Source organism: Mesorhizobium caraganae (assembly GCF_016836705.1).
Classification (GTDB): domain Bacteria; phylum Pseudomonadota; class Alphaproteobacteria; order Rhizobiales; family Rhizobiaceae; genus Mesorhizobium; species Mesorhizobium caraganae.
In genome coordinates this window covers 1-12,568 of the sequence record NZ_JAFCGY010000024.1, presented here as the reverse complement: position 1 = coordinate 12,568, position 12,568 = coordinate 1, and the positions used below count along the sequence as shown (strand labels likewise).

General features: G+C 63.9%; 13 protein-coding genes. 5 read left to right on the top strand and 8 right to left on the bottom strand.

All coding sequences use genetic code 11. From position 1 onward, the window contains the following. Nucleotides 1–22: 22 nt before the first annotated feature. Nucleotides 23–1,111, bottom strand: a complete 1,089-nt coding sequence (locus JQK88_RS27185) for an ABC transporter ATP-binding protein (RefSeq protein ID WP_192253351.1) — start codon at nucleotides 1,109–1,111, stop codon at nucleotides 23–25. A 264-nt stretch (nucleotides 1,112–1,375) separates the two neighbouring features. On the opposite strand from JQK88_RS27185, the gene JQK88_RS27180 reads away from it, so the two are divergent. Continuing rightward, a complete protein-coding gene (locus JQK88_RS27180) occupies nucleotides 1,376–2,089 on the top strand; it encodes a GntR family transcriptional regulator (RefSeq protein ID WP_112561350.1) in 714 nt (237 codons plus the stop codon). 3 nt (nucleotides 2,090–2,092) lie between these two features. On the opposite strand, the gene JQK88_RS27175 is transcribed toward JQK88_RS27180, so the two are convergent. Next, entirely contained in the window at nucleotides 2,093–3,322 is a 1,230-nt protein-coding gene (locus JQK88_RS27175) for a GNAT family N-acetyltransferase (protein WP_192253354.1), read from the bottom strand. Nucleotides 3,323–3,414: 92 nt separating this feature from the next. On the opposite strand from JQK88_RS27175, the gene JQK88_RS27170 reads away from it, so the two are divergent. Continuing rightward, entirely contained in the window at nucleotides 3,415–4,473 is a 1,059-nt protein-coding gene (locus JQK88_RS27170) for a polysaccharide deacetylase family protein (RefSeq protein WP_192253357.1), read from the top strand. A 57-nt stretch (nucleotides 4,474–4,530) separates the two neighbouring features. Here JQK88_RS27170 and JQK88_RS27165 read toward each other — a convergent pair whose 3' ends face one another. Both JQK88_RS27165 and JQK88_RS27160 read right to left on the bottom strand, forming a co-directional pair. After that, nucleotides 4,531–4,746, bottom strand: coding sequence for a DUF2842 domain-containing protein (locus JQK88_RS27165; RefSeq protein ID WP_142868027.1), 216 nt, complete (start codon nucleotides 4,744–4,746; stop codon nucleotides 4,531–4,533). Nucleotides 4,747–4,772: 26 nt separating this feature from the next. After that, on the bottom strand, nucleotides 4,773–4,970 hold the full coding sequence (locus JQK88_RS27160; RefSeq protein WP_192253360.1) for a hypothetical protein: 198 nt from the start codon (nucleotides 4,968–4,970) through the stop codon (nucleotides 4,773–4,775). A gap of 33 nt (nucleotides 4,971–5,003) precedes the next feature. Between JQK88_RS27160 and JQK88_RS27155 the strand changes: the two genes are divergently transcribed. Further along, nucleotides 5,004–6,095, top strand: a complete 1,092-nt coding sequence (locus tag JQK88_RS27155; RefSeq protein ID WP_112561355.1) for a COX15/CtaA family protein — start codon at nucleotides 5,004–5,006, stop codon at nucleotides 6,093–6,095. On the opposite strand, the gene JQK88_RS27150 is transcribed toward JQK88_RS27155, so the two are convergent. From JQK88_RS27150 to speB, 3 genes are all read right to left on the bottom strand, one after another. After that, entirely contained in the window at nucleotides 6,085–6,924 is an 840-nt protein-coding gene (locus tag JQK88_RS27150) for an aminoglycoside phosphotransferase family protein (protein WP_203280017.1), read from the bottom strand. The genes JQK88_RS27155 and JQK88_RS27150 overlap by 11 nt on opposite strands. 123 nt (nucleotides 6,925–7,047) lie before the next feature. Further along, on the bottom strand, nucleotides 7,048–7,974 hold the full coding sequence (gene argC / locus JQK88_RS27145) for an N-acetyl-gamma-glutamyl-phosphate reductase (protein WP_203280016.1): 927 nt from the start codon (nucleotides 7,972–7,974) through the stop codon (nucleotides 7,048–7,050). Between the two features lie 29 nt (nucleotides 7,975–8,003). Then, complete coding sequence (gene speB / locus JQK88_RS27140; protein ID WP_192253369.1) at nucleotides 8,004–9,005, bottom strand: agmatinase; 1,002 nt, start codon at nucleotides 9,003–9,005, stop codon at nucleotides 8,004–8,006. Between the two features lie 277 nt (nucleotides 9,006–9,282). Here speB and JQK88_RS27135 point away from each other — a divergent pair, with 277 nt between their 5' ends. Further along, nucleotides 9,283–10,335: a glycerophosphodiester phosphodiesterase family protein gene (locus tag JQK88_RS27135; RefSeq protein ID WP_203280015.1), complete on the top strand. Its 1,053-nt coding sequence runs from the start codon at nucleotides 9,283–9,285 to the stop codon at nucleotides 10,333–10,335. Nucleotides 10,336–10,517: 182 nt separating this feature from the next. On the opposite strand, the gene JQK88_RS27130 is transcribed toward JQK88_RS27135, so the two are convergent. Next, entirely contained in the window at nucleotides 10,518–11,390 is an 873-nt protein-coding gene (locus JQK88_RS27130) for an aldo/keto reductase family oxidoreductase (protein ID WP_203280014.1), read from the bottom strand. A 91-nt stretch (nucleotides 11,391–11,481) separates the two neighbouring features. On the opposite strand from JQK88_RS27130, the gene JQK88_RS27125 reads away from it, so the two are divergent. Then, a complete protein-coding gene (locus JQK88_RS27125) occupies nucleotides 11,482–12,381 on the top strand; it encodes a LysR family transcriptional regulator (protein ID WP_192253378.1) in 900 nt (299 codons plus the stop codon). Nucleotides 12,382–12,568 lie beyond the last annotated feature (187 nt).

Genomic DNA, 12,568 nt, shown 5'->3' with positions numbered 1-12,568 from the left:
GTTTTGTTTTGCTTCGTTGAATTCATGAATGAAGGCGCCCGAGGACGATGGCATCCTCGGAATCCCAGGCGAGCGGTACGGCGTCGCCAACGGCGACGGGTTTGGCGAAAAAGTCGGAATCGTCGAGAATGACCGTGAAATCGTCGATGCCGGCACCGGTCACCGACAGCTTCACCGTGGCGCCGCGATATTCGATGTTGGAGGCGATGCCGGTGAAGCCGAGGCCGGGCGAGGGCGCCTCACCGATGCGCACATGGTCGGTGCGGATGGCGATATCGATTGGCGTCCCCACGTCCTGGCCCTGACCGCAGGCAGCCAACGAGCCGCCGCCATTGACGTCGAAAACGACCATGCCGTCGCGCGCGCCGCTGACCCGGCCGGAGATGACATTGTGGTCACCCATGAAGCGCGCGACAAAGGCCGTGGCCGGGCGTTCGAACACATTGCGCGGAGGTGCCGCCTGCTCGATGCGGCCGTCATTCATCACCACGATCAGGTCCGCCAAGGCCATGGCCTCCTCCTGGCTGTGGGTGACGTGGACGAAGGTGATGCCGAGCGAGGTCTGCAGCTTCTTCAACTCGGCCCGCATGCGGATTTTCAGGAACGGGTCGAGCGCCGAGAGCGGCTCGTCGAGCAGCAGCGCCTCCGGGTCAGTGATTAGTGCGCGGGCGAGTGCGACACGCTGCTGCTGGCCGCCGGAAAGCTGCGCGGGGCGGCGCGTCGCATAGGCTTCCATCTGCATCAGCTTGAGCATGTCGAGCGCCTTGGCACGGCGCTTTTCCTTGTCGACGCCCTTCATCTTCAGGCTGAAAGCGACATTGTCGATGAGGTCGAGATGCGGGAACAGCGCATAGGACTGGAACATCATCGCCGTGCCTCGCTTGGCGGGCGGCAGATCGGTGACGACGGTGTTGCCAAGCCGGACATCGCCCGACGAAATGCTTTCGTGGCCGGCGATCATGCGCAGCGTCGAGGTCTTGCCGCAGCCGGAGGGCCCGAGCAGGCAGCAATAGGTGCCGGCCGGTATTTTCAGGCTGATGGCCTCGACGGCAGTCGTCGTTCCGTACACTTTCGAAACGGACACGATGTCGATCTCGGCGGCTTTGGACATTCAGGCTTCCCCGTTTGGTCGCATTAACCAAAGCATCATGCGTGCCAATTTCGGGGTCAGCGGCCAAGCGGTTGAATTGTCTGAAAAATCAGGCTTCGACGGTGTTGCCTACCTGGCGAGCTTCCTTGTGCGTTGCACAAATTATGGGCGATTGTTCGCGATTTGCACAAGAATCGTATGCAATCTTTTTTACCTTCGTGTCCACTTTGCCTCTCGTGCGCATACGACGAGTCGCGCTAGAAGGGGGCGGGAACCATCATCGCCATGAACATTGCCGATCAGATCTATTCCGCAGCCGACAGCGCCAATCAGGATCGCGCCCAGGCGATCCGCGATAATCTGCGCGACGCCATCGTCGACCGACGGCTGGCGCCGGGCACCAAGTTGTCGGAAGGCGAGGTCGGCACGCTGTTTGACGTCTCGCGCACCGTCGCGCGCGCGGCGCTGCAGATGCTATCCTTCGAGGGGTTGGTGCGTACCGAGCGAAACCGCGGCGCCTTCGTTGCCAACCCGTCGCCCGAGGAAGCGCGCCAGGTGTTCGCCTCCCGCCGGCTGATCGAGCCGGGCCTTGCCACTGCCGCCTGCGGGCGGGTCACAGCCACCGATATCGCCGCGTTCCGCGCCCAACTCGATGAGGAAGGCCGCTTCATCGCCGAACGCGGTCCGACCGCGCGGCGCTCCGAAATCAAGGCGTCAGGTGATTTCCATCTGCTGCTGGCCTCGGTCGCCGGCAACGCCATCCTGCAGCGCTTTATGGAGGAATTGGTTGCGCGCTCCTCGCTCGTTATCGCCCTTTACGGCCGCTCCGGCGTGTCAGCCTGCGGGCATAGCGAGCACACGGGGATTGTCGGTGCGCTGGAGAGCGGCGATTGCGGGTTGGTGAGCCGTTTGATGCTGCATCACATCGACCACATCGAGGCTGATCTCGATCTGCGTGTCAGGGCCGGTCCCGCGCTGCGCGAAGCTCTCAATTTCTGACGGCTAGTTTTCGTCTTCCGTGGTGGCGGGCGCCGCCTGTCCGGCCGCCTTGCGGCGCAGCATCTTGGTCAGCTTCCAGATCGTCGGGCTGTTCTTGATGAAGGCTTTCGCCCGCGCGCCTTGCCGCAGCGCCGACGCGAGGGCGCGTCCTTTCAGCGTCAAGGGCACCAGCACCTCGAAATGCTGGGTCTCGATATCGCACCAGAGGCGCTTATAGGGCTCGTCGCCGACCGAGAAATCATAGACTTCGAAACCCGTCTCGCAGGCTTCCTGGATGTTGTCGAAGAACAGGAAGTCGCCGGGGCTGGTGTGGCCGAGATCGTCCTCGGCGATGGCTCCGAATTCGCAGATCAGGCGCTTGCCCGACCGGCTCGAGCCGGTGATGGCGCGCAGCTTGCCGGCGACTTCAAGCCCATGCAGCACAAAGGCCGGTTTCTCCTCGGCCAGCGCGCCGGCGAACAAAGCGCGGAAGAAAGCACGCACCTCCGGGTCGCCGAAGACATTGGCGATGCCCATCTTGGCGAAGCGGAATTCCTTCATCTCGAAGAATGCATCGAGCAGCCTGTTCACCTCTTCCGTCGTCCGCGCTTCGATGCGGCGATGACTGCCGACAGCCTCGAACTTGCGCGTCTGCGAACGGTGCTTCTTGCGTTTGCGCTTGCCGCTCGCGCGGGAGAGCAAAGCATCGAAACCACCATCGAGGTCGACGGCGAGCGACAAATTGGGGCTGGGGAAATGCGCGAATGCCGCCAACGGATTGGCAACGCCATCGAGGTCGGGCAGCAGCCTTTCCAGCGCAACGAGGTCGATGTCGGGACGCGCCTTGCCGATCGCCGTCACCAGCCTGCGGATCGCCCCGGCATCAGTCTTTGCGAGCCAGGCCTCATCGGCGGCGGCGAAATTGCCGTTGGCATGACGTCCGCCCATGAAGCGGGCGACGCGGAGTGGACCAGTTCGCGTGATTTCCAGTGCCAGCGAGAAGACCGGCCGGTCCTCGATTTTCAGCGTGGCGACGACGGCATCCGGATTGGCCTGCGTCGTCCAGGCGCGGGCCCAGGCGGCGCTCTGCGCCGGCGCAAACAGCGCGGAACGGCAGAATTCCCCGTAAGAGGCGAGCGCGGCAGCGTCGGCGATCGACACCGACAGGCTGGTCTGGTCGGCAGCCGTTGCGCGCGCGGACGCCTTGCTAGCGGCGAGCCGATTGCCGTCAAATGACGCGGTGGCGTCAACCATACCTCAATCCTTAAGGCGTATTCGTCGCGATCAGGGAGTTCGCGTCGGCGCGTTCCGTGCTTGGATTGAGCCTAGGCGCAAAAGGTGAATGAATGATCGACGGCGGGGAGGCAGTTCGGAAACTGGCGCTTAACATCGCCCGCTTTACCGGCCTTGCACCGCTGGCCAAGTCCTTCGTCGGCGGCATCGGCGCCATCCTGATGTTGCACCGGGTCACCGCCACGCCGGAGAAGCCCGACGGCGTTAACCGCCACCTCAACATCGCCCCGCGTTTCCTCGACACTCTTGTCGCCGACATGAAGGCGAGGGGCTATGCCTTCGTCACGCTCGACGAGGCGATCGAGCGCATCAAGGCCGGTGGCAAGGACGGCCAGTTCGCTACCATCACCGCCGACGACGCCTATCGCGACAACATGACCGAAGCGTTGCCGGTGCTGGAAAAGCACGACGCGCCGATCACCATCTATGTCGCGCCGGGCCTGATCGACGGCAGCGCCGACCTGTGGTGGGATGTGGTCGAGGACATCGTCAACGCGCGCGACCGGCTGACGCTGGCGACGCCGAAGGGGCCGGTGACGATCGACTGCTCTACCCACGGCAGAAAACTCCAGGCCAATGCGCGCCTGCACGCCTATCTGACGCTGGAAGTGCGCGAGGAGGACCAGCGCGCTGTGCTGCGCGATCTCGCGCACTCGAACGGCATCGAACTCGATGGCTTGCGCTCAAGCACACTGATGACCTGGGACGATATCCGCGCCATGGCCGGGCACAGGTTGGTGACGATCGGCGCGCACACGGTCAACCATCGCAATCTGAAGCGGCTCGACGAAGCCGATGCGCGCCATGAGATCGGCGACGTCAGGCGCCAGCTGCAGGCGCAGCTCGGCGAAGAGCCGCGCCATCTCGCTTACCCCTATGGCTATGCAAGCGCTGTCGGCTGCCGCGAAGTCGGCTTTGCCCGCGACGCCGGCTACGCCTCGGCGGTGACGACCCGCCATGGCGTGCTGCATGCCGAGCATGCCGGCTTCCTGCACGCGCTGCCGCGCATCTCGGTCAATGGCCGCTACCAGAGCGTCGCCCATATCCGCACCATGCTGTCGGGGGTGACGACGCCGCTGGCCAATGCCGGCAAGATGGTGGTGACCATCTGAGATGGTTGTGACGATCTAGGGTGCGTCGATATTCAGCTGGCCTGCAAATGGCCCGCTTCAGCCCTTCGGCCGCGGCTCCAGGATCAGCCATTTGATGATGCCCATCGCCGGCAGCACCCAGAACAGGCCGCTGAACAGGAAGAACAGGAAATGCACCAGGGGGCCGGATTCCGACAGCTGCGCAACCGCTATGATCGACGCGACCAGCGCGTAGATGATGACCAGGGCCACCAGCAGGAAGGTTCCGATCAGCTTTTTCAGGCGGATGGGCATGAGGCGTTCTCGTTGATCGCCTTCGCTTAGGCCCAACGGGGCGCCTGTGCAACCCGCCAGAGCAATTCCATGGAAAAGTGTGAAACGGTTTTCCGTCCGGAATTGCGCCGAAAAACCAAAAGATAGAGCGGTTCGCCGTTTCCGTGAAACGGTGAAACGCTCTGCTTGCGGCGCGACGGCGTGCCGCGCCGTTCGGTCTTGTCAGCCTGGTTGCGATGGTTCACCAATTCGCCACTTGCAACTGCCGGGACAAACACATGGCCGCCATATCAGCTGCCGCGCCCTACACGGCCCGCGACCGCGACCTCAACAACCGGGCGCTGGTGCGCGGCTGGCTCTATGTCGTGCTTTTGGTGCTGTTTGCGCTGGTGCTGATCGGCGGCGCCACAAGGCTCACCAATTCCGGCCTGTCGATCACTGAATGGAAGCCAATCCACGGCGTGATACCGCCCCTCAACGACGCGGAGTGGCAGGAGGAATTCCAGCTCTACCAAAAAATCCCGCAGTATGCCGAACTCAACAAGGGCATGAGCCTGGACGCCTTCAAGTCGATCTTCTGGTGGGAATGGGCGCACCGTATCCTGGCCCGCAGCGTCGGCCTGGTCTTCGGCCTGCCGCTGCTGGTCTTCTGGGCGACGCGCCGCATCGAGCGCGGCCTTGGGCCAAAGCTGCTCGGCATTCTGCTGCTCGGCGGACTGCAAGGCGCCATCGGCTGGTGGATGGTGGCCTCCGGCCTTGTCGACCGCGTCTCCGTCAGCCAGTACCGGTTGGCGACGCATCTTACGCTTGCCGCACTGATCTTCACCGCCACCATGGTGGTCGCGCGTGGGCTGGCGCCGCATTCCGAGCCCGCCGCCGACCGGTCGACGCAAAGATTGGCCGGTTTCATCGTGCTCCTGGCTCTCATCCAGATCTATCTCGGCGGCCTGGTCGCCGGGCTCGATGCCGGCCTGAGCTACAACACCTGGCCGCTGATGGACGGCAAGATCATCCCCAGCGACCTGCTGCTGCTCGAACCGGCCTGGCGCAATTTCTTCGAGAACCCGAAGACGGTGCAGTTCGTTCACCGGCTGGGCGCCTATACCGTCTTTGTCGTGGCACTCTGGCACATGATCGCGACACGGATGCGCCAGCCGGGAACGACGCATGCGCGACGCGCGACGCTGCTGTTTCTGCTGGTGCTGGTCCAGGCTTCGATCGGCATCGGTACGCTGTTGATGCAGGTGCCGTTGCACATGGCGCTAACCCATCAGGCCTTCGCGCTTATCCTGCTGGGGTTTGCCGCCGCGCACTGGCGTGGCACAAAGGGCGCCTATCCGCTGCCGCACGAGATAGAAGTCAGAAGCTGAGCCGCACCTTCCGGATCCCTTCGGCTACCGACAACTCGCGGCTTTCATCGACCGCATTCTCGTCTTCGTGGTGCCACGCGGCCGACAGGCAACCCCAGGCGATTGCGTGGTCCAGAATGGCGGGCGGCGTCTGGCCGAGCGTTGCGGCGAAGACTTCCGCCATATGCGCGATGCGCTCCGGATCGAGGCAGAGATCGTCGCGCTCGAGTGGGTTGTAGAACAGGTTGGCGGCGTCGAAGCCTGGATCGCCGAGCACGCCCTTCGGGTCGATCGCCAGCCAGCCGCGCGGTCCCTGCAGGATGTTGTCGTGGTGCAGATCGCCATGCAGCGGCCTGACCGCATGCGGGGCATCGAGCAGTCGGTCCGCGATTTCGGCGGCCTCAAGATAAAGGCTCGGTTTCCCCGCGTCGCGATCGGCTTTGGCCTTTTTGAACAGGCTGGCAAACCGTGTCCGCAGCGGCTGCAGGTCCAGTGGGGCAGGGTGCTTTGACGGCGAGAACAGCCTTGCCATCACTTCGGCTGCGATTGCGGTGGCGGCGTTGTCGCCCTCTTTGTCGAGAACCGCGGCAAGCAAGGTGTCGCCGGCATATTCAAGCAGCATGCGGTGGCCGTCGCGGCCAAGCAGCCGCACCGCGCCTTCGCCGCGCCGCCAGGCGAGATAGTGTTCGCCGCGCAGTTCGTCCTCGACATCGTCGAAGGGTTTTAATGCCTTGACGATCGCCGGCGAGCCATCCTCGCGGACAACCTTCCAGATACGGCTCGAAAACGTCTCGGCAATAAGCTCGGGCGCGCTGACCTTCCAGCGCTTTGGAAATGCCGGCGCGTCCATTAGAGCAATTCCAGAAAAAGTGTGAGCGGTTTTTCCGGGAAAAGCGCGTAGCGCTTTCCCTGGGGAATTTCTCCAAACAAAGAGATAGAGCGGTTCGCCGTTTCCACGAAACGGTGAAAGGCTCTAGAGGCCGAGCATCAGGTCCATGTTCTGCACGGCCGCACCTGAAGCGCCCTTGCCGAGATTGTCGTAGACGGCAATCAGCAGCGCCTGTGCCCTGTCGTCATTGGCAAAGACGTACACCTTCATGCGGTTGGTGCCGTTATACACCTCCGGATTGATCTCCGGCATGCGCTCCATATGCACATAGGGCGCCACCTCGACCACGCCGCCCTTGATGGCGGCAAAATGGTCGGCGATCGCGGCGTGCAGTTCGGCACCGGTCGGCACGTGGTCGAGGCCGCCGAGTTGCAGAGGCACCACGGTGATCATGCCTTGGGCGAAATTGCCGACCGCCGGCTGCATGATCGGATCATGCGACAGCTTTGCGTAGGTCCTGAGCTCCGGCACATGCTTGTGCTGCAGGGTCAGCCCATAGGGCAGGAATTCCGAGGCATCCTCGCCCTGGGCGACATAGTCCTCGATCATCGGCCGGCCGCCGCCCGAATAGCCCGAAATGCCATTGACCGTGACCGGGAAATCCGGCGGCAGCAGGCCGGCCGCCACCAGCGGCCGCAGCGTCGCGATCGGTCCTTGCGGCCAGCAGCCGGGATTGGCGACGCGCTTGGCGTTGGCGATGGTCTTGGCCTGACCCTTGTCCAGTTCGGCAAAACCGTATTCCCAGCCGGGCGCGACGCGATGTGCCGTCGAGGCGTCGATCACCTTGGTGGTGTCGTTGGCAATCAGCGACACGCTTTCCTTGGCGGCGGCATCCGGCAGACACAGGATCGCGACATCGGCGGCATTGAGGAATTCGGCGCGCGCCGCCGTTTCCTTGCGGCGCTCGGTCGGGATCGAGATGATCTCGAGATCGCCACGCTCGGCCAGCAGCGCCCTGATCTGCAGGCCGGTGGTGCCGTGTTCACCGTCGATGAAGATTTTCGGTTTCATATCCCTGCAAATTCCGTTCTAATTCAAACCTATATGCCTTGGCCTTGGTTCGTAGCGCCATGGTTGCCGTTGTTCAACTCCTCGGCCCGCGCCTTTCGTTCGGCCACCAGGCCGAGATAGTGCATGGCCACCATCGAACCGGCGATCGCCGTTATATCGGCGTGATCATAGGCCGGCGCAACCTCGACAACGTCGGCGCCGACAATATCGACCTGGCCGAGCTGGCGCAGCGTCGACAGGATTTTCGCCGAGGACGGTCCGCCGGCAACCGGCGTGCCGGTGCCGGGCGCAAACGCCGGGTCGAGGCAGTCGATGTCGAAGGTGAGATAGGTCTTCCTGCCGCCGGTGCGGTCGACGATGGCATAGGCGATGTCGGACGCTCGCATCTCCTCGATCTCGTGGCCGTACAGGATCTTGATGCCGAATGTATCAGGGGCATGCGTGCGGATACCGATCTGGATCGAACGATCAGGGTCGATGATGCCTTCATTGACGGCGCGGCCGACGAAAGAACCGTGGTCGATGCGCTTGCCGTCATCCGGCCAGGTGTCCTGGTGGGCGTCGAACTGCACCAGCGCCAGCGGCCCATGGATGGCGGCATGCGCCTTGAGCAGCGGCCAGGTGACGAAATGGTCGCCGCCGAGCGAGAGCAGGAAAGCGCCCGATTTCAGGATCTTCGCCGCCTCGCGCTCGATCGTGCCTGGCGTCTTCTGGTGATTGCCTGAATCGAGCAGGCAATCGCCATAGTCGACGACCGAGAGATGCTCGAACAGGTCGCGCGAGAACGGATATTGCGGGTCGTTGTCGAGAATCGCCGAAGCGCGGCGGATCGCCTGCGGCCCAAAGCGCGCGCCCGGCCGGTTGGTCACGGCAGCGTCGAAAGGAATGCCCCATACAACGGCGTCCGCGCCCTTTACATCCTTGGTGTATTTGCGCCGCATGAACGACAGCGCGCCGGCATAGGTCGGCTCGAAGGATGCCCCCGTCTTGGAGCGCGCGGTGAAGGCGTTGTCGATGGTCTGGTTCGCCATTACGGGTCCTCTTTATTCATCGGGCTGCCACAACTACAGAACCGGGACGCAAGATGCCAGTCACAGCTTGGCGAAACGACGTAGCGCTCCAACGGGGCGACAACAGCACTGTGTCGCCAAGGCGCAAGGCCCTTCTCGATCCTGCTCCGGCGCGCTCCCGGCTTGGTTTCAGCACGACTTTGTTGCAGCGGCGCGACAATCCACTAGCCGGCTTCGTTCACCGGCCTGTCACTGACGTCGCCTATCCCCGGGTCGATCCGGCAAGGAGCGATTCTCGATGCGGACCATATGCCTTCTGTTTTGCGCAGCACTTGCCGCCTTCACCGGCGAGGCCCAGGCAAGCGAAACCCGCGCCAGGCAGATCCTCGACCGTTTCGAGCATGCCAACCAGTGGCGCGACCATGTCATGGTCGCCGCGCATCGCGCCGGCAGCATGCAGGCCGGCAAGACGCTCTATGCCGAAAACTCGCTCGCCGCCGTCGAAGGCGCGATCGCCATCGGTGCCGAAATCGTCGAGGTCGACATCCGGCGCTCGAAGGACGGCGAATTCGTCGTCATGCATGACAGCTGGCTCGACCGAACCACGACTTGCAAGGGCGAGGTGATCAACTACACGCTGGCCGAGCTTAGACACTGCAGGCTGGTGGTCGAAGGCACCGGCGCCGTCACCGGGGAAAGTGTTTCCACGCTGCGCGAAATGCTGCTGGCGACCAGGGATCGGATCCTGATCAACCTCGACAACAAGCTCGATGTCCAGGCTCTGCCCGGCATGATCGCCATCGCCCGCGATCTCGGCATGGCCGAGCAGGTGATCGTCAAGGAGAACCTGTGGAACCAGCAGCGGATCGACACCGTCAAGGCGGAGCTCGATGCTGCCGGCGGCGGCTTCCAGTTCATGCCGATCATCGCCGATGACGCGGTGCACAACGCCACCTTCGCCGAAACGGTCGGCAAGGCTTTTGCGCCCGGCGCGATCGAACTGATCAACTGGCGGGCAGGGGCGCAAACGCTGACGCAGACCGGCGGCCCGCTGTTCAGCACTCGCATGCGGGCGGTGTCGGTGCGGGGCGGCTGGCACATCTGGGCTGACACCTACGCCATCGTCAACAAGCCGGGCGGCTTCCTCTCCGGCGGCCGCGGCGACGAACTGGCGGTCGCGGCCAGCCTGCCGGCAGAGACCTACGGCTTCTGGGCCGACCGCGGCGCCACCATCATCCAGACCGATGAACCGAAGGCAGCGATTGCGTGGCTGGCGGCGAATGGGTTTCGCGTGCCTTATGCGGATGAGGCGCGGCCGGCCGAGCCGGCGAATACGGCGAGTATCAATTAGAGCGACGGCGACGCTGCTGATCTCCCCCCTTGAGGGGGAGATGGCCGGCAGGCCAGAGGGGGTCGTCGCGCGTGGAGCGCCAACCTCCTTCTGCCGCTGAGAGAAGGTCGCGCCCGGTCGGACCGACCCCCTCTGTCGCCTTCGGCGACATCTCCCGCTCGAGGGGGGAGATGGGTCCCGCTTCAAGCCGCCTTCGCAACCCCATCCAGTTCCCTCAGCACATCAACCGACAGCTCCAGCTCCGCCGCCGCCAAATTCTCCCTCAGATGCCCAACCGACGATGTCCCCGGAATCAGCAGGATATTCGGCGAGCGCTTGAGCAGCCATGCGAGAGCAACCTGCAACGGCGTGGCGCCGAGCCGCGCCGCCACATCCGACAAGGTCGACGACTGCAGCGGGCTGAAACCGCCCAGCGGGAAGAACGGCGTGTAGGCGATACCGGCGCGTGCCAATTCGTCGATCATTCCGTCATCATCCCGGTGCGCCAGATTGTACATGTTCTGCACGCAGACGATCTCGGCGATCCGGCGGCCTTCCGCGACCTGCGCTGGGGTGACGTTGCTCAGGCCGATATGGCGCACCAGCCCCTTGCGCTGCAGTTCGGCAAGCGCTGTCAGCTGCGCTTCGATCGAGCCCTCGGACGGCCCCATCGTCCCGAACATGATGCGCAGATTGACGACGTCCAGAACCTCAAGTCCGAGGTTCCTCAGATTGTCGTGCACAGCTTGCTCAAGCTCCTTGGGCGAATAGGCAGGCAGCCAGGAGGCATCGCTGCCGCGCCGCGCGCCGATCTTCGTGACGATGACGAGATTTTCAGGATAGGGGAACAGCGCTTCGCGGATCAGCTTGTTGGTGACATACGGGCCGTAATAGTCGCTGGTGTCGATGTGGTTGACCCCGGATGCCACCGCCTCGCGCAACACGGCGATGGCCGCGTCATGGTCCTTCGGCGGACCGAAAACATGGGGGCCGGCAAGTTGCATGGCGCCATAGCCGAGCCGCTTCACGGTGTGGCTGCCGAGGGTGAATGTGCCGGACTTTTGGACAGTGGACATGATGGATCTCCTTTGAGGAGGCGAAGATAGGCGCTGCTCAACCTCGGGATAATCAGCTACAATCCGTACAGCTTGTGCGGATTGGCGAACAATGATGGACCTTGGCGATCTGAACGCCTTCGTGGCGGTGGCGCGTGCCGGCGGTTTTCGCGAAGGGGCTCGCGCCAGCGGCGGCAGCGCGTCGGGCTTGAGCGAGGCGGTGCGCCGCCTGGAGACGCAACTCGGCGTCAGGCTGTTCAACCGCACGACGCGCAGCGTTGTTCCGACCGAAGCCGGCCTCAGCCTCTTGGGACGGCTTGGCCCGGCGCTGTCGGAGGTGGAGGCGGCGCTCGACGTGGTCAATGGCTTTCGCGACAGGCCGGCCGGTTCGCTGCGCCTCAATGTGCCGGTCAGCGCCGCGCGGCTGATATTGCCTGATATCATTCCGGGCTTCCTCGCCGCCTATCCCGGTATCCGGCTGGAGGTGATCGCCGATGAGAACTTTGTCGACGTTCTGGCGGCCGGCTGCGATGCCGGCATCCGCTACGACGAGCGGCTGGAGCAGGACATGATTGCGGTGCCGATCGGACCGCGCGTCCAGCATTTCGCCACAGCCGCCAGCCCCGCCTATCTCGATCGCCATGGGCGGCCGCAGCACCCGAGCGACCTGCTTGGCCACTCCTGCCTGCGCGGCCGCTTTGCCAGCGGTGCGATGCTGCCATGGGAGTTTGAGCGCGACGGCGAGGTGGTGCGGGTCGACACGACGGGACCGCTGATCGTGCGGATCGGCGGCGCGAGCGATCTTGCCGTCCATGCGGCGATTGCCGGCAGCGGCATCGTCGCTCTCTTCGAGGGCTGGCTTCGCCCTCACTTCGAGAGCGGCGCCCTCGAGCCCGTCCTCGAACCGTGGTGGCAGAGCTTTTCCGGACCGTTTCTCTATTATCCGGGACGGCGCCTGGTGCCGGCGCCGCTGCGGGCGTTTATCGATTTCGTCAAGGCCGGCAAGTTCTGAGACTTGAACCGAGGCCGGCGCCATCACCCCACCCGGCGCTGCGCGCCGACCTCCCCATCGAGGGCAGGGCTATCGCATATGAGTAAAGAGGTCATAGAAGAAGTCTTTGCTCCAGTTTGCCCTTCGCATCTTGCTGGCGATAGGTTTGTCGAGCGGATGGGCAGCCAAGATGTTTTGCGCGAGCCTT